General features: G+C 74.2%; 19 protein-coding genes. 11 read left to right on the top strand and 8 right to left on the bottom strand.

All coding sequences use genetic code 11. From position 1 onward, the window contains the following. The first annotated feature begins 48 nt into the window (after nucleotides 1–48). The 5 genes from LO771_RS05475 (at nucleotide 49) to LO771_RS05455 (ending at nucleotide 5,735) form a co-directional block, all read left to right on the top strand. Complete coding sequence (locus LO771_RS05475) at nucleotides 49–255, top strand: hypothetical protein (RefSeq protein WP_230648565.1); 207 nt, start codon at nucleotides 49–51, stop codon at nucleotides 253–255. A gap of 159 nt (nucleotides 256–414) precedes the next feature. After that, the gene (gene trpS / locus LO771_RS05470; RefSeq protein WP_230648563.1) at nucleotides 415–1,428 is read left to right on the top strand and encodes a tryptophan--tRNA ligase; all 1,014 of its coding nucleotides are present in this window, start codon (nucleotides 415–417) and stop codon (nucleotides 1,426–1,428) included. A 5-nt stretch (nucleotides 1,429–1,433) separates the two neighbouring features. Next, nucleotides 1,434–1,994: a 2'-5' RNA ligase family protein gene (locus LO771_RS05465; RefSeq protein ID WP_230648561.1), complete on the top strand. Its 561-nt coding sequence runs from the start codon at nucleotides 1,434–1,436 to the stop codon at nucleotides 1,992–1,994. 257 nt (nucleotides 1,995–2,251) lie between these two features. After that, nucleotides 2,252–4,558 carry a bifunctional glycosyltransferase/CDP-glycerol:glycerophosphate glycerophosphotransferase gene (locus LO771_RS05460; protein WP_230648560.1) on the top strand — a complete coding sequence of 769 codons (2,307 nt, stop codon included), beginning with the start codon at nucleotides 2,252–2,254 and terminating at the stop codon, nucleotides 4,556–4,558. Between the two features lie 130 nt (nucleotides 4,559–4,688). Beyond that, the gene (locus LO771_RS05455) at nucleotides 4,689–5,735 is read left to right on the top strand and encodes a YihY/virulence factor BrkB family protein (protein WP_230648558.1); all 1,047 of its coding nucleotides are present in this window, start codon (nucleotides 4,689–4,691) and stop codon (nucleotides 5,733–5,735) included. A gap of 46 nt (nucleotides 5,736–5,781) precedes the next feature. Here the strand turns inward: LO771_RS05455 and LO771_RS05450 are convergent, their stop codons facing one another. Then, nucleotides 5,782–7,284 (bottom strand): D-alanyl-D-alanine carboxypeptidase family protein, encoded by a 1,503-nt coding sequence (locus LO771_RS05450; RefSeq protein ID WP_374228074.1) that lies wholly within the window; start codon nucleotides 7,282–7,284, stop codon nucleotides 5,782–5,784. A 280-nt stretch (nucleotides 7,285–7,564) separates the two neighbouring features. Here LO771_RS05450 and LO771_RS05445 point away from each other — a divergent pair, with 280 nt between their 5' ends. Beyond that, nucleotides 7,565–7,819, top strand: coding sequence for an SCO4848 family membrane protein (locus tag LO771_RS05445; protein ID WP_230648556.1), 255 nt, complete (start codon nucleotides 7,565–7,567; stop codon nucleotides 7,817–7,819). A gap of 182 nt (nucleotides 7,820–8,001) precedes the next feature. Further along, nucleotides 8,002–9,573, top strand: coding sequence for a glycosyltransferase family 39 protein (locus LO771_RS05440; protein WP_230648554.1), 1,572 nt, complete (start codon nucleotides 8,002–8,004; stop codon nucleotides 9,571–9,573). Nucleotides 9,574–9,691: 118 nt separating this feature from the next. Here LO771_RS05440 and LO771_RS05435 read toward each other — a convergent pair whose 3' ends face one another. The 6 genes from LO771_RS05435 to LO771_RS05410 form a co-directional block, all read right to left on the bottom strand. After that, nucleotides 9,692–10,468: a succinate dehydrogenase iron-sulfur subunit gene (locus LO771_RS05435; protein WP_230648552.1), complete on the bottom strand. Its 777-nt coding sequence runs from the start codon at nucleotides 10,466–10,468 to the stop codon at nucleotides 9,692–9,694. Beyond that, complete coding sequence (sdhA, locus tag LO771_RS05430; RefSeq protein ID WP_230648551.1) at nucleotides 10,468–12,210, bottom strand: succinate dehydrogenase flavoprotein subunit; 1,743 nt, start codon at nucleotides 12,208–12,210, stop codon at nucleotides 10,468–10,470. The genes LO771_RS05435 and sdhA overlap by 1 nt, the downstream gene beginning before the upstream one ends. A 30-nt stretch (nucleotides 12,211–12,240) precedes the next feature. Then, on the bottom strand, nucleotides 12,241–12,723 hold the full coding sequence (locus tag LO771_RS05425; RefSeq protein WP_230648550.1) for a succinate dehydrogenase hydrophobic membrane anchor subunit: 483 nt from the start codon (nucleotides 12,721–12,723) through the stop codon (nucleotides 12,241–12,243). A 6-nt stretch (nucleotides 12,724–12,729) separates the two neighbouring features. After that, nucleotides 12,730–13,110 carry a succinate dehydrogenase, cytochrome b556 subunit gene (sdhC, locus tag LO771_RS05420; protein WP_230648548.1) on the bottom strand — a complete coding sequence of 127 codons (381 nt, stop codon included), beginning with the start codon at nucleotides 13,108–13,110 and terminating at the stop codon, nucleotides 12,730–12,732. A 193-nt stretch (nucleotides 13,111–13,303) separates the two neighbouring features. Further along, nucleotides 13,304–13,849, bottom strand: a complete 546-nt coding sequence (locus LO771_RS05415; RefSeq protein WP_304944765.1) for a 2-oxo-4-hydroxy-4-carboxy-5-ureidoimidazoline decarboxylase — start codon at nucleotides 13,847–13,849, stop codon at nucleotides 13,304–13,306. Between the two features lie 292 nt (nucleotides 13,850–14,141). Next, nucleotides 14,142–14,894, bottom strand: a complete 753-nt coding sequence (locus LO771_RS05410; protein WP_230648546.1) for an SDR family NAD(P)-dependent oxidoreductase — start codon at nucleotides 14,892–14,894, stop codon at nucleotides 14,142–14,144. 309 nt (nucleotides 14,895–15,203) lie between these two features. On the opposite strand from LO771_RS05410, the gene LO771_RS05405 reads away from it, so the two are divergent. Beyond that, on the top strand, nucleotides 15,204–16,781 hold the full coding sequence (locus tag LO771_RS05405; protein WP_230648544.1) for a methylmalonyl-CoA mutase: 1,578 nt from the start codon (nucleotides 15,204–15,206) through the stop codon (nucleotides 16,779–16,781). Nucleotides 16,782–16,896: 115 nt separating this feature from the next. Here the strand turns inward: LO771_RS05405 and LO771_RS05400 are convergent, their stop codons facing one another. Further along, nucleotides 16,897–18,951 (bottom strand): protease pro-enzyme activation domain-containing protein, encoded by a 2,055-nt coding sequence (locus LO771_RS05400; RefSeq protein WP_230648542.1) that lies wholly within the window; start codon nucleotides 18,949–18,951, stop codon nucleotides 16,897–16,899. A 715-nt stretch (nucleotides 18,952–19,666) separates the two neighbouring features. Here LO771_RS05400 and LO771_RS05395 point away from each other — a divergent pair. The 3 genes from LO771_RS05395 (at nucleotide 19,667) to LO771_RS05385 (ending at nucleotide 24,168) form a co-directional block, all read left to right on the top strand. Further along, nucleotides 19,667–20,923, top strand: a complete 1,257-nt coding sequence (locus LO771_RS05395; protein ID WP_374228083.1) for an amidohydrolase — start codon at nucleotides 19,667–19,669, stop codon at nucleotides 20,921–20,923. A 222-nt stretch (nucleotides 20,924–21,145) separates the two neighbouring features. Then, nucleotides 21,146–22,228: a BMP family protein gene (locus LO771_RS05390; protein ID WP_230648540.1), complete on the top strand. Its 1,083-nt coding sequence runs from the start codon at nucleotides 21,146–21,148 to the stop codon at nucleotides 22,226–22,228. Between the two features lie 191 nt (nucleotides 22,229–22,419). Further along, a complete protein-coding gene (locus LO771_RS05385) occupies nucleotides 22,420–24,168 on the top strand; it encodes an ABC transporter ATP-binding protein (protein ID WP_230648538.1) in 1,749 nt (582 codons plus the stop codon).

The following is a 24,168-nucleotide window of genomic DNA, read 5'->3' as shown; positions in this document are numbered from 1 at the left end:
CATGGTGGAGGGGAGGACGTACGGACCTGACGGAGAGGAGCGGCCGCCATGGCGTACGAGATGCGGGCCGAGTACGACGCCGAGGACGGCGCGGTCAGGCACTGGCACATGGTGGAGGACGGCGGGGTCCGGGCCCTGTGCGGCCGCGACCTCGACCCCGGCGCGCCGACCCAGTCCGCGGACGCCTGGGGCAGCGAGGCGGCCGAGCCGTTCTGCCACAGCTGCGGGGCGCTGTACCTGCGCCAGGTGCCCTGAGCCGGGCCGCCCCGGGCCGGGCCGCCCCGGCTCCCCGGCCGGACCCGTGCGCCCGGCCCCGCGCCGGCGCCCCGCCGCACCGGGGCGGGCGACCCGGTCAAACACGACGAGTCGGAACCTGTCGCAGAGCCGCCCGCCTTTCCTGAGAGAATGGGCGGCATGGTCACTGATCGCCCGCGCGTGCTCTCCGGCATCCAGCCCACCTCCGGCTCGTTCCACCTGGGGAACTACCTGGGTGCGGTACGCCAGTGGGTGGCCCTGCAGGAGACCCACGACGCCTTCTACGCGGTGGTGGACCTCCACGCGATCACCGTGGACCAGGACCCGGCCGTGCTGCGCGAGAACAGCCGGGTCTCCGCCGCGCAGCTGCTGGGCGCGGGCCTCGACCCGGAGCGCTGCACGCTCTTCGTCCAGTCGCACGTGCCGGAGCACGCCCAGCTGGCCTGGGTGATGAACTGCCTCACCGGCTTCGGCGAGGCCTCCCGGATGACCCAGTTCAAGGACAAGGCCGCCCGTCAGGGCGCCGAGCGGGCCTCGGTGGGCCTGTTCACCTATCCGATCCTGCAGGTCGCCGACATCCTGCTGTACCAGGCCGACGCCGTCCCGGTCGGCGAGGACCAGCGCCAGCACGTGGAGCTCACCCGCGACCTCGCGGAGCGCTTCAACACCCGCTTCGGGAAGACCTTCACCGTCCCGGCCCCGTACATCGTCAAGGAGACGGCGAAGATCTACGACCTGCAGGACCCGGCCGTCAAGATGAGCAAGTCGGCGTCGTCCCCCAAGGGCCTCGTCAACCTGCTCGACGACCCGAGGTCCAGCGCCAAGAAGCTGCGGAGCGCCGTCACCGACACCGACACGGTGATCCGCTACGACGAGGACAAGAAGCCCGGCGTCTCCAACCTGCTCCTCATCTACTCGGCGATCACCGGCCGTTCGGTGCACGAGCTGGAGCGGCACTTCGAGGGCAAGCTGTACGGCGCGCTGAAGACCGAGCTGGCCGAGGCGTTCACCGACTGGGTCACCCCCTTCCAGGAGCGGACCCGGGCCTACCTGGACGACCCGGCGGAGCTCGACCGGGTGCTGGCCCGCGGCGCGGAGAAGGCCCGCGAGACCGCCTCGGTGACGCTGGCCGCCGTCTACGACCGCGTCGGCTTCCTCCCCGCGAAGCACTGACCCGCATGGACACCGGAGCCGCCCCGGCGGACGGGGAGGGGGCGCCGCGGAGCGTCGTCATCGGCGTGTCCATCGCCGTCCCGGACCCCTTCGGCAAGGAGGTCCAGGACGCCCGGGACTCCTTCGGCGACCCCCTCGCCCGCTCCATACCGACCCACGTCACCCTGCTGCCGCCGACCGAGGTCCCGGTCGCGGACCTGCCCGCCGTGCAGGAGCACCTGCGCACGGTCGCCGCCCGGCACCGGCCGTTCCCGATGCTGCTGCTGGGCGCCGGCACCTTCCGCCCGGTGTCCCCGGTGGTCTTCGTGCGCGTCGAGGAGGGCATGCAGGAGTGCCGCGAGGTGGAGGCGTCGGTGCGCTCCGGGCCCCTGGCGCGCGAGCTGAACTTCCCCTTCCACCCGCACGTGACGGTCGCGCACAACCTCCCCGACGACGCCCTGGACCGGGCGTACGAGGAGATGAGGGGCTTCCGGGCCTCGTTCGAGGTGCCCGGGTACAGCCTGTACCGCTTCGGCGCGGACGAGGTCTGGCGGCCGCTGCACGCGTACGCGTTCGGCGCGTCCTAGGGGCGGGCGGCACGCGTCCACGTGCCGCCCGGCCCGGGCCGGGCCGGACGGCGGGGCAACGCCGGGTGTCCGCCCGGTGTCGGCGAGGGGGACGCGGGGCCACGTTTCACCCTCCGGCGGGCGTGTCCCCTGCGCCGTACGGTCGTTGAGGCAGGTGACGGACCGGCTGTCGGCCGGTCCGCCTGCCCGCAGGCGGAGGAAGGCACCCGCGGCCCGGGCACCCGCGTACCGTGCCCGTCGACCCGATGTGGATGCCCATGCCCCGGTTCAGCATCATCGTCCCCGCGTACAAGGTCCAGGCCTACCTGGGCCCGTGCATCGACTCGGTCCTCACGCAGTCGTTCGAGGACTTCGAGCTGATCGGCGTCGACGACCGCTCCCCGGACGCCTGCGGCGAGATCTTCGACGAGGCCGCCGCCCGCGACGACCGCGTCACCGTGCTCCACCTGCCGGAGAACGTCGGCCTGGGCCGGGCCCGCAACGCCGGGCTGGAGGCGGCCACCGGCGAGTACGTGCTCTTCCTGGACAGCGACGACACCCTCACCCCCGGCGCCCTCCAGGCCGTCGCCGACCGGCTGGCGGCGTGCGACGACCCCGAGATCCTCGTCTACGACTACGCGCGCACCTACTGGAACCGGAAGGTGCGCCGCAGCCGCGACGCGGAGCTCTTCTCCCGCCCCGGGCCGGACGTCTTCGCGGTCGACCAGCGCCCCGAGCTGCTCGGCCTGCTCATGGTCGTCTGGAACAAGGCCTACCGCCGCGACTTCGTCGAGCGGCAGGGGCTGCGCTTCCCGCCCGGCTACTACGAGGACACCCCCTGGACCTACCCGGCGATGCTCGCCGCCGAGCGGATCGCCCTGCTCGACCGGGTCTGCGTCCACTACCGGCAGCGCCGGCAGGGCAACATCCTCTCCACCAGCAGCCGCAAGCACTTCGACGTCTTCGACCAGTACGACCGGGTCTTCGCCTTCCTCGACTCCCGCCCCGACCTGGAGCGGTGGCGGCCGGTCGTCTACGGCCGGATGCTGCACCACCTGCACACCGTCGTCAGCCGCCCCGACCGGGTGCCCGCCGACGCCCGCCGCGAGTACTTCCGCCGCGCCGCCCGGCACTGCCGCCGCCACCGCCCCGCCGGGTACCGGCAGCCGCCCGGCCCCGAGGCCGCCCGGCTGCGGCTGCTCGCCCGCGGCCGCCGCCGCGCCCACTCGGCGCTGCGCGCCCTGGAGTGGGTGCGCCGCACCTCCCCGACGGCGCTGCGGCGGCTGCGGCACGCGGTGGGCCGCCCGCTGCTCGGCGCCTACCAGCGGATCCAGCACCGCCTCCCGGTCCGCCGCGACCTGGCCGTCTTCGCCGCGTACTGGAACCGCGGGCCGTCCTGCAACCCGGCCGCGATCCACGCGAAGCTGCGCGAGCTGGCCCCGCACGTCGAGACGGTGTGGGTGGTCGACCGGCGGCGCCGCGCCGAGGTCCCGCCCGGCGTGCGCTTCGTCCACCCCGGCTCCCGCCGCCACCGGGCGGTGATGGCCAGGGCGAGGTACTTCGTCAACAACGTCAACTTCCCCGACTCCGCGGTCAAGCGGCCGGGCACGGTCCACCTGCAGACGCACCACGGCACGCCGGTGAAGTACATGGGCCTGGACCTGCAGGGGTACCCGGCGGCGCGGATGGACTTCGAGCGGCTGCTGGAGCGGGTCGACCGCTGGGACTACAGCCTCAGCAGCAACCGCTTCTCCACCCTGGCGTGGGAGCGGGCCTACCCGGCCGGCTACACCACGCTGGAGTACGGGTACCCGCGCAACGACGTCTTCTACACGGCCACCGCCCAGGACGTCCTGGACGCCCGCGCCGAGCTCGGCATCCCGGACGGCGCGGTGGCGCTGCTCTACGCCCCCACCCACCGCGACTACCGCACCTCCTACCGGCCGCGGCTGGACCCCGACCGCCTGATGCGCGCCCTCGGCCCCGGCTACGTGCTGCTCACCCGCTCCCACTACTTCCACGACCGGCAGGACGCCGCCGGCCCGCAGGGGGACGGCGCCGCCGGGGACCGGGCCGGCGCGGTGGTCGACGTCTCCGGCCACCCCTCGGTGGAGCGGCTCTGCCTGGCGGCGGACGCCCTGGTCACCGACTACTCCTCCGTGATGTTCGACTACGCCAACCTGGACCGGCCGATCGTCGTCTACGCCGACGACTGGGAGGTCTACCGCGAGTCCCGCGGCGCCTACCTCGACGTGCTCTCCGGCCGTCCCGGCGAGACGCCCGGCGCGGTGGCCCGCAGCGAGCAGGAGCTGCTGGAGGTGCTGGCCTCGGGTGCGTGGCGGGGCGAGGCGGCGGCGGAGCTGCGCGCCGCCTTCCGGGCGCGGTTCTGCGAGTTCGACGACGGGCGCGCCGCCGAGCGGGTGGTGCGCCGCGTCTTCCTGGGCGAGACCGCGCCGCTGCCGCACGTCCCCCCGGCCGACCGCACCCCGGCCCCCGACCCGGTGCAGGCCCTGGTCCGGTGCGGCCGCTCGGTGCCCGCCCAGGGCGGCGACCGGCTCGCGGAGGCGCTCAGCTCCTCCGGCTGAGCGGGGGGCGGCCCGGTCGGCGGGCGTGCGGATCCACCGGCAGGCGGGTCGACGGGCAGGCGGGCAGGCGGGCGGGCAGGCGGGCAGGGGCCGCGGGTGTGGCCGGACGGCCGAGGGGTAGGCGCCGATCATGGACTTCCTGACCCGGCTGCCGGTCGTCGGCCCCCTGGTCGCCCGCCTGCTGCGCACCAGGGCCTACCGCGTCTGGGACCACGTGAACGGCCTGGGCGGGAACCGGCTGGCCGGGGCGATCACCTTCTTCGGGTTCCTCGCGCTCTTCCCCCTGCTCACCCTGGCGATGGCCCTCGCCGCGGCGGCCCTCTCGGACCAGCAGGTCGCGGACATCCAGAAGAAGATCGCCGAGCAGATCCCCGGCATCGCCGACTCCCTGGACCTGGGCGCCCTGGTCCGCAACGCGGGCACCGTCGGCCTGGTCAGCGGCCTGCTGCTGCTGGTCTCCGGCCTCGGCTGGGTGGACACCATGCGGGCGTCCATCCGGACGCTCTGGCAGCTGGACGCCGAGCCGGGCAACCCGGTGCTGCGCAAGCTGCTCGACGTCGGCGTCCTCGTCGGCCTCGGCGTGGCCACCGCCGTCTCGCTCGGCGCCTCCGCCCTGTTCAGCGCCCTCACCGGGCAGGTCGCGGAGGCCCTGGGCCTCCAGCGCAGCGGCGTGGGCTCCTGGCTGCTGGGGCTGGCCGGGTTCGCGATCGCGGTGGGCGCCGACATGATCCTCTTCGCCTACCTGCTGACCGCCTTCCCCCGGATCACCGACCAGAGCCGCCGCACGGTGCTGGCGGCCTCCCTGATCGGTGCCGTCGGCTTCGAGGTGCTGAAGGTGCTGCTCTCGTCGTACATCAGCGGGGTGGCCGGCAAGTCCATGTACGGGGCCTTCGGCGTGCCGGTGGCCCTGCTCCTGTGGATCAACTTCGTCACCCGGCTGCTCATGTACTGCGTCGGCTGGACGGCGCTGGCCGATCCCGAGGCGGCGCGCCGGCGCGCCCGCGAGCGGGCGCTGCACGCCTACCGCGAGGCGGGCGGCGAGGAGTCCGCGCCCTCCGGGGCCGGCGGCGCACCGGACCTCCGCAAGGAGTCCGGCACGCCCCCGCCCGGGGAGGTGCGGCCGGGACCCGGCAGGGGCCCGCGGCCGGCACCCGGGGGCGGTGCGTCGGGCGGCTGACCACCGCGCCCGTCAGCCGCGGCCGCCCGTCAGCCGTGGCGGTCCGTCAGCCGCGGCCGCGCGGGAGCCGCCTCCTGCGCCGTCCGCCGACCGCGGTGGAGCCGGTCCGGCCGCCCCCGCCCGCCGCCGTGGAGCCCCCTCCCGTCGCGGACCCCGTTCCGGACCCTGTCCCCGGCGCGGCCGCCCAGGCCGCGCGCCGCCGGGCACGGGCCCGGCCGCGGGCCAGGCCCCAGCCGCCCGCCGCCAGCACCGCGGCGATGCCGCCCGCCACCCAGCCCGTGGGGACCCCGTCGGTGCTGCCCGCCTGCACGGCCGCCGCGCCCGCGCCCGCGCCCGGACCCGGCCGCGCCTGCCGGCCGGTGCCCGCGGGCGCCGGGGACGCGGCGCCCGCCGTCCGCGGGCCGACCAGGGCGCCCACCGGCTCGACCCGGCCCAGTGCGGAGAAGCCCCAGTCCAGCAGGGCCCCGGTCTCCAGGTAGACCTGGTTGGGGTGCACCGGCTCGGGGTGCATCACGGTGACGATGAGGGTGTGGCCGCCGTGCACCGCGGCACCGGTGAAGGTGTTGCCCGCGTTGCTGGTGAATCCGTTCTTCACGCCGATCAGGCCGGGGTACGGCGTCATGCCCCACGCGCCGGTGAGCAGCCGGTCGGTGTTCTGGATCTCGAAGCTCTGCCGCTTGTGCGTCCTCGGGTCGACGTCGCCGGGGAACGACGCGGTCCGCGTCGAGCAGTACGAGCGGAAGTCGGGGTCGCGCAGCCCGTCCCGGGCGAAGAGCGTGAGGTCGTACGCCGAGGACACCTGCCCCGGCGCGTCGTACCCGTCCGGGCTCACCACGTGGGTGTCGTCGGCCTGCAGCGCGTCCGCCCGGGCCTGCATGTCCCGGACGGTCTTCGCCACGCCGCCGTTCATGTGGGAGAGCACGTGGACCGCGTCGTTGCCGGAGCGCAGGAACACCCCGCGCCACAGGTCCTCCACCCGGTACTCCAGGTGCTCCTTGATGCCGACCAGGCTGCTGCCCTCGCCCATGTCGGCCAGCTCCTCCGGCTCCACCACGTGCCGGGCGTGCCGGGGGACCCGGGGCAGCACGGTGTCGGCGAAGAGCATCTTCAGCGTCGAGGCGGGGGGCAGCCGCCAGTGGGCGTTCCTGGACGCCAGCACCTCGCCGGTGGTGGCGTCGCTCACGATCCAGGAGAGGCCGGTGATCTCCTTCGGGAGCTCCGGCGCGCCCGCCAGGGGCCGCACCTGGACGCCGGGCAGGCCCAGCAGTTCGCCGCCCACGGCGGACATCCGCTCCGGTGGCGCCGGGCGTCTGGAGGCCCTCCCGGACGGCTTGGGCGAGGGCTTCGCGGCGGGCTTCGCGGCGGGCCGGACCGGGGGTCGGGCGGCGGCCGGTGCGGCGCAGGGGAGGACGGCGGCGGAGGCGGCGGCCACGGCCAGGCAGGCGGCGAGGGCGCGGCCGCGGCGGCGTCGGGAGGCGGGCGGGGGAACCGCTGCGGGGGATATGCCGCCGGTCGGCCGGGCACCCGCGGAGTCGTCGGCGCTGGTCACGTCGTGACGGTACCCGGCGGCGCGCTCCGTGCGTCAACCCGGCCGTCAGGGTCCCCCTTTCGACGGAACCGACCCCCGCCGTCCGGCGGGTGCGGGCCGCCCGGAGCGCCTCCCGCACCGCCCCCGCGACCCCGGCTCCGCCTCCCGCACCGCCCCCGCACCGCCCCCGCACCGGCCCTGTCCGGTCCGCGCCCCGGGCCGCCCCGCCGTCCGGTCCCGCACCGCAACCGCCCATACTGGACACGCCCCTGCCGCATCCGAGGACCCCTGGACGCCACCGATGAGACTCAGCCGTCGCACCTCCTGGTTCCTGGCCGCCTTCGGCGTGTGGAGCTGGATCATCTGGACGACCTTCGTGAAGAACCTCTGGAAGGACTCCTCCGGCCAGGCCTTCACCGGCGGCGGCCACGCGCACCCGACCGCCTACTTCTGGATCCACCTCGCCCTGGCCGTCACCTCCTTCGTCCTCGGCACCCTGGTGGGCCTGGTGGGGCTGCGCGGCCTGCGGGCCGCGCGCAGCACCCCGGCCCCCTGACACGGAGTCCCGCCCCGCGTCCCGCACCCCCGGCCCGGCTCCGGAACCGGGGCGCGGGGCACAGGGCGGGCAGGGCGCCGGACACCGGGGATTACCGGACATTTAACGTTCCACGGGCATCCGATGGGCCGGCTCCGTCGTCAGAACTGGTGACATCCGCTCGCTGAGCACCGAGGACCCACGTGACCACGCCAGGTACCCGCACCCCGGGAGCCCCCTCCGCACGCACCGCACCGGATCCCCCCGCCGGCGGCCGCCCGCTGCCGCGGCCGTTCCGCGCCCCCGGCGCGGCCGTGGCGCTGCCGCCCGCCGGGGTGATGCTGGCGCTCGGCCTCTGGCGGCTGGAGGGCCGGGGCCCGTGGCGGGACGAGGCCGCCACCCTCGACGCGGCGACGCGCGGCTGGTCCGAGACCTGGCACCTGCTCCAGCACGTCGACGCGGTCCACGGCCTCTACTACCTCCTCATGCACGGGGTCCTCCTCGTGTTCGGCCACGGCCTCACGGCCCTGCGCCTGCCGTCGGTGCTGGCGATGGCGGGGGCCGCCGCCGGGGTGGCGCTGATCGGCCGCCGGCTGGCGGGCCCCGTGACCGGGCTCACGGCGGGCCTGCTGTTCGCCGTCACCCCCTTCGCCTCCAGGTACGCCCAGGAGGGCCGGTCGTACGCCCTGGTCACCGCGGGGGTGGTGGGGGCCGGCCTGCTCCTGCTGCGGGCCTGGGAGCGGCCCACCGCGCGCCGCTGGGCCTGCTACGCCGCCTGCGTGCTGCTGGTGGGCCTGCTCCACGAGTTCGCCCTGCTGGTCCTGCCCGCCCACGGCGCCGCCGTCCTGCTGACCCGCGGAGCGGGCCGGCGGGTCCGGCTGGCCTGGACGGCCTCGGCGGCCGCGGCCGCGGCCTGCGCCGTACCGCTGGCCCTCCTCTCCAGCTCCCAGGCCGCCCAGGTGGTCTGGCTGCCGCAGGTCGACGGGCGGACGCCGCTCGCCCTGCTGGAGAGCTTCGCGGGCCCCGCCCCCAGGGTGACGGCCGCCGTCCTCACCCTCGCCGTGCTCGGCCTCCTCGTGCCCCTGCGCCGCCCGGGCGCCCCGGTGGCGGTGCGCGCCCTCGCGCTGCCCTGGCTGCTGCTGCCCCCGGCCCTGCTGATGGCGGTGTCGCTGGCCACCCCGCTGTACTACGACCGCTACGTCCTCTACAGCCTGCCCGGCCTGACCCTCCTCGCGGGGGCCGGCCTGGAGGGCGCCGTCCGCGCGGCCGTCCGCCCGCTCGCCCCGTCCGTGCGCCGGACCGCAGCGGTGGCCGCCGGGGCGGTGCTCGCCGCCTCCGCGGCGGCCGGGGTGCTCGCGGTGGAGCTGCACCAGCAGCGCCACCTGCGCACCCCGCTCGCCCGCGCCGACGACTTCCGCGGGGCCGCCGACGTGCTCCGCGCCGGGGCGCGGCCCGGCGACGCGGTGCTCTTCGCGCCGGACCTGCGCCGCTCCCTGGAGGCCGTCTACCCCGACGCCTTCCGCGGCACGGCCGACGTGCTGCTGGCGCGGACCCCCGACGCCTCCGGCACCTTCGCGGGGGTGGAGGTCCCCGTCGCGCGGTTCGCGGAGGTGCTGCTGCCGCACGCCCGGGTGTGGATGCTCGCCGGCCGCGGGCGCTGGACCACGGGGCAGGACAGGGAGCAGGAGCTGCAGCGGGTGCTCGACGCCCACTACCGCCGCACCGCGGAGACCCGCGTGCGGGGCTTCGTCGTGCAGCTCTGGACGCGCCGCTGACGCGCGCCCGCCCGGCTCGGCGCGGGCGGGGCCCTGCACACGCCGGAGGGGGCGGACCCGGGATCTCCCGGGTCCGCCCCCTCCGGCGTGCGGGCCGCCGTGCGGCGGCCGCGGACGGTCAGAAGCGGCGCGTCACCAGCGCCCGCTTGACCTCCTGGATCGCCTTGGTGACCTCGATGCCGCGGGGGCAGGCCTCGCTGCAGTTGAAGGTGGTGCGGCAGCGCCACACGCCCTCGCGGTCGTTGAGGATCTCCAGCCGCTGCTCGCCGCCCTCGTCGCGCGAGTCGAAGATGAAGCGGTGGGCGTTGACGATGGCCGCCGGGCCGAAGTACTGGCCGTCGTTCCAGAAGACCGGGCAGGACGACGTGCACGCCGCGCACAGGATGCACTTGGTGGTGTCGTCGAACCGCTCGCGGTCGGCCTGGGACTGCAGGCGCTCACGCGTCGGGTCGTTCCCCTTGGTGATGAGGAACGGCATGACGTCCTTGTACGCCTGGAAGAAGGGGTCCATGTCCACGACCAGGTCCTTGAGGACCGTGAGGCCCTTGATGGCCTCGACCGTGATGGGCTTCTCCGGGCTGACGTCCTTGATGAGCGTCTTGCAGGCCAGCCGGTTGCGGCCGTTGATGCGCATGGCGTCCGAGCCGCAGATGCCGTGCGCGCAGGACCGGCGGAAGGTGAGGGTGCCGTCCTGCTCCCACTTGATCTTGTGGAGGGCGTCCAGGACGCGCTCCTTGGGGTCGGCGAGCAGCTCGTAGTCCACCCACACCGGCTCCGGGTGCTCCTCCGGGTTGAACCGGCGGATGCGGACGGTGATCGGGATCAGGCCGGACGCGGCCTCCGCTCCGGCCTCCGGGCCGGCCGACGGCTGCTTCTCAAGCGTGGGGGTGCTCATCAGTACTTACGCTCCATCGGCTGGTAGCGGGTCTGCACGACCGGCTTGTAGTCCAGCCGCACCGTGGTGTTCCCGTCGGCGTCGACCTCCCGGTACGCCATGGTGTGGCGCATGAAGTTGACGTCGTCGCGGTTGGGGTAGTCCTCGCGGTAGTGGCCGCCGCGGGACTCGTTGCGGGCCAGCGCGGAGACGGCCAGCACCTCGGCCAGGTCGAGCAGGTTGCCCAGCTCGACGGCCTCCAGCAGGTCGGTGTTGTACCGCTTGCCCTTGTCCTGCACGGAGACGTTCTTGTAGCGCTCCTTGAGGGCGGCGATGTCGGCGACCGCCTGCTTCAGGGTGGCCTCGGTGCGGTAGACCATGGCGTTGGTGTCCATGGACTCCTGCAGCTCGCGGCGGATCTCCGCGACCGACTCGGTGCCCTCGCCGCTGCGCAGGCGCTCCAGCAGCTCCTCGACCTGGGCGGCCGGGTTCGCCGGCAGCTCGGTCCAGCCGGCGGTGGAGGCGTACTCGGCGGCGGCGATGCCGGCCCGGCGGCCGAAGACGTTGATGTCCAGCAGCGAGTTGGTGCCGAGGCGGTTGGCGCCGTGGACCGACACGCAGGCGACCTCGCCGGCGGCGTAGAGGCCGGGGACGACGTCGGTGTTGTTCCGCAGCACCTCGCCCTCGACGTTGGTCGGGATGCCGCCCATCTCGTAGTGCGCCGTGGGCTGGATCGGGATCGGGTCCGTGTAGGGCTCGATGCCGAGGTAGGTCCGCGCGAACTCGGTGATGTCGGGCAGCTTGGCGTCCAGCTGCTCCGGCGGCAAGTGGGTGAGGTCCAGGTAGACGTGGTCGCCGTCGGGGCCGCAGCCGCGGCCCTCGCGGATCTCGGTGTAGATCGCGCGGGAGACCATGTCGCGCGGGGCGAGGTCCTTGATGGTCGGCGCGTAGCGCTCCATGAAGCGCTCGCCGTCCTTGTTGCGGAGGATGCCGCCCTCGCCGCGGGCGCCCTCGGTGAGGAGGATGCCCATGCGCCAGATGCCGGTCGGGTGGAACTGGAAGAACTCCATGTCCTCCAGCGGCAGGCCCCGGCGGTACACGGCGGCCTGGCCGTCGCCGGTCAGGGTGTGCGCGTTCGAGGTGACCTTGAAGAACTTGCCGTTGCCGCCGGAGGCGAAGACGACGCTCTTGGCCTGGAAGACGTGGAGCTCGCCGGTGGCCAGCTCGTACGCCACGACGCCGGCCGTCCGGCCCTCGTTGAGGAGGAGGTCCAGGACGTAGAACTCGTTGAAGAACTCCACACCGTGCTTGACGCAGTTCTGGAACAGCGTCTGCAGGATCATGTGGCCGGTGCGGTCCGCGGCGTAGCAGGACCGGCGGACGGCCGCCTCGCCGTGGTTGCGGGTGTGGCCGCCGAAGCGGCGCTGGTCGATGCGGCCCTCGGGGGTCCGGGAGAAGGGCAGGCCCATCTTCTCCAGGTCGAGGACGGCGTCGATGGCCTCCTTGCACATGATCTCGGCGGCGTCCTGGTCGACCAGGTAGTCACCGCCCTTGACCGTGTCGAAGGTGTGCCACTCCCAGTTGTCCTCCTCGACGTTGGCGAGGGCGGCGCACATGCCGCCCTGGGCCGCGCCGGTGTGGGACCGGGTGGGGTAGAGCTTGGTCAGCACGGCGGTGCGGCTGCGCTGCGTCGACTCGATGGCGGCGCGCATGCCGGCGCCGCCGGCGCCGACGATGACGGTGTCGTACTTGTGGATCTGCATGGGGGTCTCGTTCGCCTCGTCTGCTGCCGCTTAGATGTTCGGGTCGAAGGTGAAGATCACCAGCGTGCCGAGCAGCACGGTGAAGACGGTCGCGACCAGCAGCAGCGACTTCAGCCACAGGCGGGTGTTGGCCCGCTCGGCGTAGTCGTTGATGACGGTGCGCAGGCCGTTGGAGCCGTGGAGCATGGCCAGCCAGAGCATCAGCAGGTCCCAGCCCTGCCAGAAGGGCGAGGCCCAGCGGCCGGCCACGAAGGCGAAGCTGATCTTCGACACGCCGCCGTCCACGACCAGCTGGATCACCAGGTGGCCGAGGACCAGGACGACGAGCACGACGCCGGAGAGGCGCATGAACAGCCACGCCCACATCTCGAAGTTGCCGCGGGTCACCCGCGGGGTCCTCGGGGTGCGGGCGCGCGGCGGCTCGATGACGTGCACGCCGTCGGCGGACAGGCCCTTGCCGGTGTGCGGCTGGGAGGAGGAGACGAGCTCCACCGGGGAGGTCTCAGTGGACATCGCGGATCACTTCCCGAACCAGGTCGTGAGGGTGTGCTTCAGCACCGGGTAGAAAGCCCCGGCCATCAGCAGGACCCACAGGCCGACGACGCTCCAGAGCATCTGCCGCTGGTAGCGGGTGCCCTTGGACCAGAAGTCCACCGCGATGACCCGCAGGCCGTTCAGCGCGTGGAAGAGGATGGCGGCGACCAGGCCGTACTCCATCAGGTTGACGAACCAGACCTTGTAGGTCGCGATGACGTTGTCGTACGCCTCGGGAGAGACGCGGACGAGCGCCGTGTCGAGTACGTGGGCGAAGAGGAAGAAGAAGATGAGTACGCCGGTGACTCGATGAGCCACCCACGACCACATGCCTTCCCGGCCGCGGTACAGCGTTCCAGCCGGCACGGAAAACCCTCCGGAAGCGGGATCGGGGCTCGGCCGGCTTCGGTGTCGGTCAGCCCGGCCGGGTACGGTCCACCGGCCGGTGCCATCGTAGCGACGCCGGGAACGCACCAGCCTGCCGGGGGTCCCGACCGGCGCGGATCCGCCCCGACCGGGTCAGTCCGGACGGGCCTCCCGGCCCCGCGGACGTCCCCCCTCAGGCCGGCGCGCCCGCCCCCGTAGGGCTCGCCACCAGGTGTTCCAGGCGTCCGAGGGCGATCCGCCGCAGCTCTTCGGCCGCCACCAGCCGCTCCTCGTCCGGGTCGTTGCCGAGCCGGCCGCGGACCGACGCCAGCACCGCGTCCAGCATCTCCTCCGGCGGGCACGCCTCCAGGCAGACCACGAAGACGTGGCCGAACCGCGCCTCGTACGCGGCGTGCGCCGCCTGGAGCGCCGTGCGCGCCGCCTGGCTGCCGGGGGCCCGCATGCCCAGCAGCGAGTGCGGCATCCAGCTCTCGTCCGCCAGCGCCTCGGCCAGGTCGGCGGGCCGCAGGTCGTAGGAGGCCTCGCTGGCGGCCGCCAGCAGCGACTCCACGTCGGGGTAGGGGCGGTGGGCGGCCAGCCGCAGCGCCCAGCGGGTGCTGCCGCAGCAGGCGAGCAGGGCCTCCTCGGCCGCGCCGTGGTCCGCGTCGTTGAACCTGCGCAGGCCCGCGGGGGCCTGCGCCTGGGCCGGCGGCCGGGGCGCCGGGACGTCGCTGGACAGCGGGTCCTCCTCATGAGGGGTGGGAGGCCGGGGGAACCGGGGGGACGGGGAAGGCCGGGGCCCCTGCCCGGGCGGGTGCCGTGCGGTGGAGGGGGACCGGCGGCGCTGCGGGACTGCTGCGGTGGCGGTCTGCACGGGGCGGGCCGTGCGGGACAGGCTAGTGCGGGGACAGGGCAGGGTCGCGGCCCCCGCGCCTGCGCGGACAGGGCCGCTCCCAAGGTACTGGCCCCGCCGGGCCTCCGCGCCGCCGATCCCGGAATTCACCCGATCCGGGTGTCGCGCGGGAGCGCGTTCACCCCTTCGGGTGCTCCCGGTGCACCTTGTGCTGCGCCGCCTGCGCGCGGGGGCGCACCACCAGCAGGTCCACGTTGACGTGCGGGGGCCGGGTGACCGCCCAGACCACCGTGTCCGCCACGTCCTCGGCGGTGAGCGGCTCGGCGACGCCCGCGTACACCGCCGCCGCCTTCTCCTCGTCCCCGCGGAAGCGGTTCACCGCGAACCCCTCGGTGCGCACCATGCCCGGCGCGATCTCGATCACCCGGATCGGCTCCCCGCACAGCTCCAGCCGCAGCGTCCCCGCGATCGCGTGCGCGCCGTGCTTCGCCACGACGTACCCGCCGCCGCCCTCGTACGCCGTGAAGCCCGCCGTGGAGGAGAGCACCACCACCGTGCCGTCGCCGCTCGCCCGCAGCGCCGGCATCAGCGCCTGCGTCACGTGCAGCACACCCATCACGTTCACCTGGTACATGGCCAGCCAGTCGCCCGGGTCGGAGGACTCCACCGACTCCGCCCCGATCGCCCCGCCGGCGTTGTTGACCAGCACGTCCACCCGGTCCAGGGACGCCGCGAAGGCGTCCACCGCGGCCCGGTCGGTGACGTCCAGCACCCGGGCCTCGCCGCCGACCTCCTCGGCCAGCGCCTCGATCCGCTCCGCGCGCCGCGCCGCCAGCACCACCCGGTAGCCGGCCGCCGCCAGCCCCCGCGCGGTGGCCGCGCCGATGCCGCTGCTGGCCCCGGTGACCACCGCCACCTTCCGCCCGTCCATGCCTGTCCCCTTCCGTGCCCCGTGCTCCGTGCTGCTCTTCCGTGCCGGGTTCTTCCGTGCCGGGTTCTTCCCTGCCGGGTTCTTCCGCGCCGGGTCCCCGCGCCCCGCCTGCCCCGGATCATCGCAGGCCGGTGTGAGCAACCTCCCAGGGGATGCGCCTGTGCGGCCGTACGCGGCACGATTACAGTGCGTGGCGCCGCAGGAGCGGGGACCGGCCGTGCGGGACCGGCTCCGACTCCCACCGCCCTGCACCGGGCGGGGCGGCCCGACCCTCACCCCAGCGGCCCTCACCCCCAGCGGAGGAACCCCATGGCACTCTCGGAGTCCGGACTCCCCATCGAGCCGCTCTACGGCCCGGAGGCCCTGGAGGGCTGGGACCCCGCGACGAAGCTGGGCCGGCCCGGGGAGTACCCCTTCACCCGCGGCGTGTACCCGTCCATGTACACCGGCCGCCCGTGGACCATGCGCCAGTACGCGGGCTTCGGCACCGCCGCCGAGTCCAACGCCCGCTACAAGCAGCTCATCGCCAACGGCACCATGGGCCTGTCGGTCGCCTTCGACCTGCCCACCCAGATGGGGTACGACTCCGACGCGGCCATCGCCCACGGCGAGGTCGGCAAGGTCGGCGTCGCGGTCGACTCCGTCGAGGACATGGGCGTGCTCTTCGGCGGCATCCCGCTGGGCGAGGTCTCCACCTCCATGACCATCAACGCGCCCGGCTCGCTGCTGCTGCTCCTCTACCAGCTCGTCGGCGAGGCGCAGGGCGTGCCGTCGTCGAAGCTCACCGGCACCATCCAGAACGACGTGCTCAAGGAGTACATCGCCCGCGGGACGTACATCTTCCCGCCCAAGCCGTCGCTGCGCCTGATCGCCGACGTCTTCCAGTACTGCCGGGCCGAGATCCCCCGGTGGAACACCATCTCGATCTCCGGCTACCACATGGCCGAGGCCGGGGCGACGCCCGCGCAGGAGATCGCCTTCACCCTCGCCAACGGCATCGAGTACGTCCGCACCGCCGTCGCGGCCGGCATGGACGTCGACGACTTCGCCCCCCGGCTCTCCTTCTTCTTCGTCTCCCGCACCACCCTGCTGGAGGAGGTCGCGAAGTTCCGCGCGGCCCGCCGTATCTGGGCCCGGGTGATGCGCGAGGAGTTCGGGGCGAGGAACCCCAAGTCGCTCATGCTGCGCTTCCACACCCAGACCGCGGGCGTGCAGCTCACCGCCCAGCAGCCCGAGGTCAACCTGGTCCGCGTCTCCGTCCAGGCCCTGGCGGCGGTCCTCGGCGGCACCCAGTCGCTGCACACCAACTCGTTCGACGAGGCCATCGCCCTGCCCACCGAGAAGTCCGCCCGCCTCGCGCTGCGCACCCAGCAGGTCATCGCCTACGAGACCGACGTCACCCACACGGTCGACCCCTTCGCGGGCTCCTACGTGGTCGAGTCGATGACCGACGAGGTCGAGGCCGCCGCCGTGGAGCTCATGGCCAAGGTCGAGGACATGGGCGGGGCGGTCGCGGCCATCGAGCGCGGCTACCAGAAGGCCGAGATCGAGCGGAGCGCCTACCGCGTCCAGCAGGAGACCGACTCCGGCGAGCGGACCGTCGTCGGCGTCAACCGCTTCCAGCTCGACGCGGAGGAGCCCTACGAGCCGCTGCGGGTCGACCCGGCCATCGAGGCCCAGCAGGCCGAGCGCCTCGCCAAGCTCCGCGCCGACCGCGACTCCTCCGCCGTCGACCGCGCCCTCGCTGCCCTGAGCCGCGCCGCCGAGGGCACGGACAACGTCCTGCACCCGATGAAGGAGGCGCTGGCCGCCCGCGCCACCGTCGGCGAGGTCTGCGACGCCCTGCGCGGCGTCTGGGGCACCTACACCCCGGTCGACAGCTTCTGACGGGGCGGCGGAAGGGGCCGGGGCCCGGGATCGCGGTGATCCCGGGCCCCGGCTTCCGTGCGGTGGTGCCGCTGGGCCGTGGTGTGCCGTGGTGCTGCGGCGGTGTGACGCGGGGTCAGCGGCGCGGCAGGTAGGACCTCAGGTAGTCCTTCGCCGGGGAGCCGACACCGGTGGCGGTGTCGTAGCCGCGGACGGCCCTGAGGCCGAAGTCCGCCCCGATCCGGTACAGCCGCACCCGCAGGCTGCCGTCGACGACCCCGAGGTCCACGACATTGCCGAGCTTGGCGTGCACGGCCGTGTCGTCGACGTCGTGGTACGCCGAGGTGCCGGCCCGGTCGTAGATGCCCGGGTTGGCGAAGCCGACGGCCCGGCCGTGCCGCGCCTGGATCGCGTCGGCGAGCAGGCCCGCGTACTCCGGCGAGGAGACCGAGGTGCCGCCGTAGCCGCCCTCGCTGTACCCGGTGCCGTCGTCGTAGCCGACCAGCACGCTGGTGACCAGGTCGCCGTTCATCGAGACGTCCGGGAGGGTGCGCATCGGCCTCTTCGCCTTCGCCCCGGTCATCAGGGTGGTGGAGACCGACCTCGGCACCACGCCCTTCTGGTACCACGGCTGCGCGAAGTCCTCGCTGGTGCCGCCGCCGCCGCCGAAGTAGAAGCGGCCCGGGAAGGGGTTCCAGCTCCTCTGGTCGGCGGAGAGCACCGAGCGCTGGTCGCCCATGCTGGTCTCGAAGCCGTACCGGCCGCGCGAGGAGGAGGTGCCGAGCGCGGTGCCGCCGACGCCGGTCACCCACACCGAGGAGGCCGGCCACTGGGTCTGCGCCCGGCTGGTGGTCGGCTCGCAGTTGACGCCGGTGGCGGCGGCCCCGGGGGAGTCGTCGCCGCAGTCGCCGGTGGAGAAGGTGAAGCCGATGCCCTCGGCGGCGCCGAGCATGAAGACCTGCTCGTCGGCCTTGACCACGGCCGGGTCGATGTCGCCCGCCGTGGAGTGCATGATCTCGCCCCACGAGTTCGTGACGACGTCGGCCAGGTGCTCGTCGACGACCTTCGCCATGGCGTCGTACAGGTCGTCGTCGTAGCACGAGTTGCCGCCGACGTAGACGACCTGGGCGTCGGGCGCGAGGCCGTAGACCATCTCCACGTCCAGCGCCTCCTCGCCGGCCCAGCCGGCGGGGCCGCCGCACTCGTCCTCGTGCGTCCACTGCCCCGGCGTCACGTACTCGGTGTACTGGCCGGCGCGGAACGCCCGGTCGCCGTGGGCGGTGGCGAAGTGCGAGGCGTCGGCCGCCATGGTGGGCAGGCCGTACGCGTCGATGACCGCGACCTTCGCGCCCCTGCCCGTCAGCCCGCTGTCGTTGACGCCGTAGGCCTCGCGGAGCTGCTTCGGGGTGTAGGAGCACGGCGCGAACGGCTCGTTCGCCTCGTACCCGGCGGGCGCGCCCTTGGCCGTGCGCTCCCCGTACTTGGCGGAGCAGGTCGGGACGGTCGGCAGGCCCTTCTGCGCCGGGACGCCGGAGGCGGCGCGGGCGAAGAGGGAGGCCGACCGCCGGCTGCGGTCCACCGGCACGGCCTGCGAGACGGCCTTGTGCACCGTGTCGCTGAGGCCGCTGACGCCGAGCACGGCGCCCGCGACGGACGCGGGCAGCACCGCGTCGGAGGCCGGGGCGCGGTGGACGCCCCCGCCGGTGCGGTAGGTGTGGATGCGGGTGCCGAAGGCCTTCTCCAGCGCCGCGGTGGTGCCGGAGACCTCCACGTAGTGGGCGGTGGTGCGGCCGACCCTCAGACCGCTGCCGGCCAGCCAGGCGTGGACGGCGTCGACCTGCGCGGCGGAGGCCCCGAAGCGGGCCCGCGCCTGTGCGGGCGTCAGGTACCGGCCGTACTGCGGGGAGGCCGGGTCGGAGACGGCGCGGGCGTACGCGGCCAGCCCGGCCGGGTCCTGCCCGGCGAGGTAGACGCGGACGTCCGCGGTGGAGTTCGCGGAGGCGGCGCCCCGGTCGGCCGAGGCGGTGGCCCAGGCCGGGTGGGTGCCGGCGAGCCTCCGGGCGGCCCCGGTCGGGGCGGCGGCGGAGGCGGTGGCCGCGGGGGCCGCGAGGGCGAGCGATCCCGCGATCAGAGCCGTGGCGGACGCCGCCACGGATATGCGGGAGAGCCGCCTGCGGGCAGCTTGTGGCACGTGGGTTCCCCCAGTTCGGTCATGGGGCGGCAGCGCCCTGTGCCGGGCGCGGCGGCCGTGGGACTGGTCGTCGCATCTGGGACAGGAGTGCGACAGAGGTGCCGTTGATGTGTATATGCAACGAACGTGGCGTCTCAAGGGCCGGGGGAGAAGCTTTGCCTTGACATGACCCGGTCGTGTCCCGCCGGGCTGCCGGTCGTTGCACAGGACGGCCGGTCCGGGGCCGCCGGTCCGGACCGGCCGGTCCTGAGCCGCCGATCCCGGTCGGCACCCGGGGGCGCCGGCCGGTGCGCGCCCGGGCGGCCGGGGGCCGCGGCGGGCGCTCCCCGCGGTGTCCGGGCGGTGTCCGGCCGGGAGGCACGGCTCCTCGGCCGGGGCGGCGGAGGCCGCGGGGGCGGGAGGCGGCCGCGGGGGCGGGAGAGCCGGCGGGGCGGCGGGGCGGCGCCGGAAGGGGTCACCCGGGAAGGTGGCGTAAACCACAGGTCATACCCGAACCCGCCGCTCACCATGCGCCGGGTGGGGGACTTTTTCGCCCCGGGGGGTCGGTAATTACGACGATCACCGGCTGGACAAGCGGATCGGTCGTAACCTAGTTGAGGTGAACCACCCAACGCCCGGGAGTGTCGCCTCCCCCCTCGACCCGGTATCGGACGACCCCGCCGCGGACCATGCACCGGCCGCGGGCCTCCCCGGCGCCGATCTCCCCGGCTCCGGACTGCCCGCGCCCGACCTCCCCGGTGCGGACCTCCTCGGCACCGACCTCCCCGGGGCCGACCTCCTCCGGGCCCGGGTCCGCGCGCACGCCGCCGAGCTGGTGGCCTTCCGCCGCGACGTGCACATGCACCCCGAGCTGGGCCGCGAGGAGTTCCGCACCACCGCGCTGCTCGCCGAGCGCCTGACCCGGGCCGGCCTGCAGCCCCGCGTGCTGCCCGCCGGCACCGGCCTGGTCTGCGACATCGTCCCCGAGGGCACGCCGTCGGGCACCCCGCTGCTGGCGTTCCGGGCGGACATCGACGCGCTGCCCATCGACGACGCCAAGACCGACGTCCCGTACCGCTCCACCGTGCCCGGCCGGGCGCACGCCTGCGGCCACGACGTCCACACCGCCGTGGTGCTGGGCACCGCGCTGGTGCTGGCCGAGGCGGCGGAGGCGGGCCGGCTGCGGCAGCCGGTGCGGCTGGTCTTCCAGCCCGCCGAGGAGGTCATGCCGGGCGGGGCGCTGGACGTCATCAAGGCCGGCGGCCTGGAGGGCGTGGGCCGGATGTTCGCCGTGCACTGCGACCCGAAGGTCGACGTGGGCCGGGTCGGCCTGCGCGTCGGGGCGATCACCTCGGCCTGCGACCGCCTGGTGCTCTCCCTCGACGGGCCGGGCGGGCACACCGCCCGGCCGCACCTGACCACCGACCTGGTGGGCGCCGTCGCCCGGATGGCCGCCGACCTTCCGGGTGCTCTCGGCCGGCGGGTGGACCCCCGCTGGGGCGTCAGCCTGGTCTGGGGCCGGATCACCTCCGGCTCGGCCGCCAACGTGATCCCGCAGCACGCCGAGCTGGAGGGCACCGTCCGCTGCCTGGAGCTGGCCGGCTGGCGCGAGGCGCCCGAGCTGCTGCACGAGCTGATCGCCCGGATGGCCGAGGCCCACCGGGCCAAGTGGGAGCTGACCTACCACCGCGGGGTGCCGCCGGTGGTCAACGAGGCCGAGTCGGTCGCCCAGCTGGACGCCGCGATGCACGCCCGCTTCGGCGGGCCGCGCACCACCGTCGTGGAGGACACCGAGCAGAGCCTCGGCGGCGAGGACTTCTCCTGGTACCTGGAGAAGATCCCCGGCGCGCTGGCCCGGCTCGGGGTGCGCGACCCCGCCGAGTCCGGGGTCCGCGACCTGCACCAGGGGACCTTCGACGTGGACGAGCGGGCGATCGGCGTGGGCGTGGAGCTGTTCTGCTCGCTGGCGCTGGAGCACGCGCGCGCCCTCTGACCCGCGCCCCCTGACCGGGGGCCGCCGGGAGGGGTACGGTACGGGAGCGCAAGGGGTCGAAAGGGCGGTGTCACCGCCCGTTCCGCCCGCTATACGCCCCGTCCCGCCACGGTTTGATAACAACCGCCCCTTCCGGCGAAGCCGTAACACAACTGTGTTCTACGCGCGTTACGGTGGCGTTCGATCACGCCAGACAGGTGCGTGTCGGAAGGAGAAACTCCCTTGCGCCGAGTAACCAAGCTCGCCGCGGTTGTGCTCAGCGGTTCGCTGGGCATCGCCACGCTCGCCGCCTGCGGCAGCACGTCGGACAGCAGCTCCACCACCACCAGCCCCTCCGGTTCGGCCGGGGCCGGTGCCGCCGGCGGCGGTGTCAAGGTCGGCATGGCCTACGACATCGGCGGCCGTGGCGACCAGTCCTTCAACGACTCGGCCGCCCGCGGTCTCGACCAGGCCAAGCAGCAGCTCGGTGTGGCCACCAAGGAGCTCTCCGCCGGCGCCAACGAGACCCCCGCCGACAAGACGCAGCGTCTGAAGGACCTGGCCGAGGCGGGCTACAGCCCGATCATCGCCATCGGCTTCTCCTACGCCGACGCCGTCAAGACGGTCGCCAAGGAGCACCCGAACACCAAGTTCGCGATCGTCGACTCCGTCGTCGACGCCCCGAACGTCACCAGCCTGGTCTTCACCGAGGAGCAGAGCTCCTACCTCGCCGGCGTGGCCGCCGCGGCGAAGTCGAAGACCCACAAGATCGGCTTCATCGGCGGCGTCAACGTGCCGCTGATCAACAAGTTCGAGGCCGGCTTCACCGCGGGCGTCAAGGCGACCGACCCGAGCGCCACGGTCACCCCGCAGTACCTCTCGCAGCCGCCGGACTTCAAGGGCTTCACCTCGCCCGACCTGGGCAAGGCCGCCGCGCAGGGCATGCTGGACAAGGGCGTCGACGTCGTCTACGCCGCGGCCGGCAGCTCCGGCAACGGTGCGATCGAGGCCGTCGCCGCCAAGAAGGCCTGGGCCATCGGCGTCGACTCGGACCAGTACAAGCAGGACGCCCTCGCCAAGAGCAGGGACGCGATCCTCACCTCGGCGATCAAGAACGTCGACGTCGCGGTCTTCGACTTCATCAAGTCGGTCAAGGACGGCTCGGCGAAGACCGGCACCGTCACCTTCGACCTGAAGAGCGGCGGCGTCGGCTACTCCAAGACCAACACCGCCGCCCTCGACGCGGCCACCGTCGCCAAGATCGAGAAGGCCAAGCAGGACATCATCGACGGCAAGGTCACGCCGCCGACCACCGTCAAGCAGTAACGCCGGTCCCTGCCCCCCGGGGCAGGTTCCGCACCGACGGTCGAGGGGCCCGCCGAACGCGCCGCGCGCGGCGGGCCCCTTCCCGTACCGGGCGGGGCCGGGCCGGACGACACGTCCCGGCACCGGACCCGGTCCAGGCCATGCCCCCCACCCGCACCGTCCGAGTTCTGCCTCGCGTCCACCCGGGGCGGATGCCACAGCCCCTCCAGGAGTGCGCCATCACTGCTCCGAGCGCCCGCAAGGGCGAACCCCCAGCCGGCGCCGGGACCGAGCCTGCCGCCGTCGAACTGCGCGGTATCACCAAGCGCTTCCCCGGCGTCGTCGCCAACCACGACATCGACATCACGGTCCGCCGCGGCACCGTCCACGCCCTCGTGGGCGAGAACGGCGCCGGCAAGTCGACCCTGATGAAGATCCTCTACGGGATGCAGCGCCCCGACGAGGGCACCATCACCCTCGACGGCGAGCGCGCGGACCTGCACACCCCGGCCGACGCCATCGCGCGCGGCATCGGCATGGTGCACCAGCACTTCATGCTGGCCGACAACCTCACGGTGCTGGAGAACGTCGTCCTCGGCGCCGAGAAGCTGCACGGCATCTCCGGCCGGGCCCGCGCCCGGATCATGGAGATCTCGGACGCCTACGGCCTCGGCGTGCGCCCCGACGTGCTGGTCGAGCACCTCGGCGTCGCCGACCGCCAGCGGGTGGAGATCCTCAAGGTCCTCTACCGCGGCGCCCGCACCCTGATCCTCGACGAGCCCACCGCCGTCCTGGTGCCGCAGGAGGTCGACGCGCTCTTCGACAACCTGCGCGGGCTGAAGTCCGAGGGCCTCACCGTCATCTTCATCTCGCACAAGCTCGACGAGGTGCTCTCCGTCGCCGACGCGATCACCGTCATCCGGCGCGGCACCACCGTCGCCAGCGTCGACCCGCGCGAGGTCAACTCCCGCCAGCTCGCCGAGCTGATGGTCGGCAGCGAGCTGCCCTCCCCGGAGACCCGCGAGTCCACCGTCACCGACGTGCCGATGCTCACCGTCGACGGCCTGCGGCTCAGCGAGGTCGACCCGGACGGCGTCGACCGCGTCGTCCTCGACGGCATCGGCTTCACCATCCACAAGGGCGAGGTCCTGGGCATCGCCGGCGTGGAGGGCAACGGCCAGGCGGAACTGGTCGAGGCCATCATGGGCATGCGCAGGCCCGACGCCGGCACGGTCACCCTCGACGGCGCCGACCTCTCGCACGCCCTCACCCGGGCCCGCCGCGAGGCCGGCATCGGCTACATCCCCGAGGACCGCCACCGGCACGCCCTGCTGCTGGAGGCCCCGCTCTGGGAGAACCGGATCCTCGGCCACGTCACCGAGGAGCCCAACAGCCGCCGCGGCGTCCTCAACCCGGGCGCGGCCCGCCGCGACACCGAGCGGATCGTCGCCGAGTACGACGTGCGCACCCCCGGCATCGACGTCACCGCCTCCTCCCTGTCGGGCGGCAACCAGCAGAAGCTGATCGTCGGCCGCGAGATGAGCCACCGGCCCCGGCTGCTCATCGCCGCCCACCCGACCCGCGGCGTGGACGTCGGCGCGCAGGCCCAGATCTGGGACCACATCCGCGAGGCCCGCCGCGAGGGCCTGGCGGTCCTCCTGATCTCCGCGGACCTCGACGAGCTGATCGGCCTGTCCGACACCCTCCGGGTCATGTACCGCGGCCGCCTGGTCGCCGACGCCGACCCGGCCACCGTCACCCCCGAGGAGCTGGGCTCCGCCATGACCGGCGCCGCCCGCGGCCACCTGGAGAGCCCCGCCGGGGAGTCCGGCACCGCCGAGCCCGCCGCCGGCCCCGGCGAGGCCCCCGCCTCCGACGGGCCCGCCTCCGGCGAGGCCGCCACCACCGGGCAGGACGGCACCACCGGGCAGGACGGCACCACCGAGCAGGCGGAGAAGTAG

This window comes from Streptacidiphilus sp. ASG 303, assembly GCF_020991365.1.
Taxonomy (GTDB): Bacteria; Actinomycetota; Actinomycetes; order Streptomycetales; family Streptomycetaceae; genus Peterkaempfera.
Note: the sequence above shows the minus strand (reverse complement) of the source record. Positions and strands in the feature narration are given on the sequence as shown.

Bases quoted from the DNA above. Each gene is read 5' to 3' on its own strand.
- LO771_RS05460 (WP_230648560.1), top strand. From the start codon at position 2,252: ATGCCCCGGTTCAGCATCATCGTCCCCGCGTACAAGGTCCAGGCCTAC.
- LO771_RS05405 (WP_230648544.1), top strand. From the start codon at position 15,204: ATGGCACTCTCGGAGTCCGGACTCCCCATCGAGCCGCTCTACGGCCCG.
- LO771_RS05410 (WP_230648546.1), bottom strand. From the start codon at position 14,894: ATGGACGGGCGGAAGGTGGCGGTGGTCACCGGGGCCAGCAGCGGCATC.
- LO771_RS05445 (WP_230648556.1), top strand. From the start codon at position 7,565: ATGAGACTCAGCCGTCGCACCTCCTGGTTCCTGGCCGCCTTCGGCGTG.
- LO771_RS05465 (WP_230648561.1), top strand. From the start codon at position 1,434: ATGGACACCGGAGCCGCCCCGGCGGACGGGGAGGGGGCGCCGCGGAGC.
- trpS (WP_230648563.1), top strand. From the start codon at position 415: ATGGTCACTGATCGCCCGCGCGTGCTCTCCGGCATCCAGCCCACCTCC.
- LO771_RS05435 (WP_230648552.1), bottom strand. From the start codon at position 10,468: ATGAGCACCCCCACGCTTGAGAAGCAGCCGTCGGCCGGCCCGGAGGCC.
- LO771_RS05455 (WP_230648558.1), top strand. From the start codon at position 4,689: ATGGACTTCCTGACCCGGCTGCCGGTCGTCGGCCCCCTGGTCGCCCGC.
- LO771_RS05425 (WP_230648550.1), bottom strand. From the start codon at position 12,723: ATGTCCACTGAGACCTCCCCGGTGGAGCTCGTCTCCTCCTCCCAGCCG.
- sdhA (WP_230648551.1), bottom strand. From the start codon at position 12,210: ATGCAGATCCACAAGTACGACACCGTCATCGTCGGCGCCGGCGGCGCC.
- LO771_RS05385 (WP_230648538.1), top strand. From the start codon at position 22,420: ATGCCACAGCCCCTCCAGGAGTGCGCCATCACTGCTCCGAGCGCCCGC.
- LO771_RS05475 (WP_230648565.1), top strand. From the start codon at position 49: ATGGCGTACGAGATGCGGGCCGAGTACGACGCCGAGGACGGCGCGGTC.